The organism is Methylophaga thalassica (assembly GCF_030159795.1).
GTDB classification, from domain to species: Bacteria; Pseudomonadota; Gammaproteobacteria; order Nitrosococcales; family Methylophagaceae; genus Methylophaga; species Methylophaga thalassica.
Genome location: NZ_BSND01000009.1, coordinates 1 through 1,154, shown reverse-complemented (window position 1 = coordinate 1,154; position 1,154 = coordinate 1). Strand labels below are relative to the sequence as shown.

General features: G+C 47.0%; 1 protein-coding gene. It reads right to left on the bottom strand.

Annotated elements, in window-relative coordinates; all coding sequences use genetic code 11:
- On the bottom strand, positions 1–1,154 hold a 1,154-nt coding region (tuf, locus tag QQL60_RS12310; protein ID WP_284723497.1), incomplete at both ends, for an elongation factor Tu.

Below are 1,154 nucleotides of genomic sequence, written 5' to 3'. Positions count from 1 at the left end.
ATTTTACTAACGACACCGGCACCAACAGTGCGGCCGCCTTCACGAATAGCAAAACGTAACCCTTCTTCCATCGCAATCGGTGCAATTAAAGTTACGTCCATCTTAACGTTATCACCAGGCATAACCATTTCTACACCTGATGGTAATTCACATGCGCCTGTCACGTCAGTTGTACGGAAGTAGAACTGTGGACGGTAACCATTGAAGAATGGCGTGTGACGACCACCTTCATCTTTTGACAGCACATATACTTCTGCTTCAAAACGTGTGTGTGGTTTGATTGTGCCTGGGTGTGCCAGTACTTGACCACGGTCGACGTCTTCACGTTTTGTACCACGTAACAGAACACCTACGTTGTCGCCTGCTTGACCTTGATCTAACAGCTTGCGGAACATTTCAACACCAGTACAGGTGGTTTTTTGGGTGTCTTTGATACCAACGATTTCTAATTCGTCACCCACTTTAACAATACCGCGTTCAACACGACCAGTAACAACCGTACCACGACCTGAGATTGAGAATACGTCTTCAATCGGCATCAAAAACGCACCGTCAATTGCACGTTCTGGTTCTGGGAAGTAGGTATCCATTGCTTCAGCTAAACGAATGATTGATGGTGCACCAATTTCACTTGTGTCGCCTTCTAACGCTTTCAGTGCTGAACCAACGATGATTGGGGTGTCATCACCTGGGAAGTCATAGCTGTCTAACAACTCACGCACTTCCATTTCTACCAATTCAATCAGTTCTTCGTCGTCAACCATGTCAGCTTTGTTCAGGTAAACGATGATGTAAGGTACACCAACCTGACGTGATAACAAAATGTGTTCACGTGTTTGTGGCATCGGACCGTCAGCTGCGTTTACAACCAGAATCGCGCCGTCCATTTGTGCCGCACCGGTGATCATGTTTTTAACATAGTCAGCATGGCCTGGGCAGTCTACGTGTGCGTAGTGACGGTTGGCTGTTTCGTATTCCACGTGAGCGGTTGAGATTGTGATACCACGTTCTCTTTCTTCTGGTGCGTTATCAATATCCGCGTAATCTTTGAATTCACCACCACTTAATTCACCCAACACTTTGGTGATCGCCGCTGTCAGCGTAGTTTTACCATGGTCAACGTGACCTATGGTGCCCACGTTGACGTGGGGTTT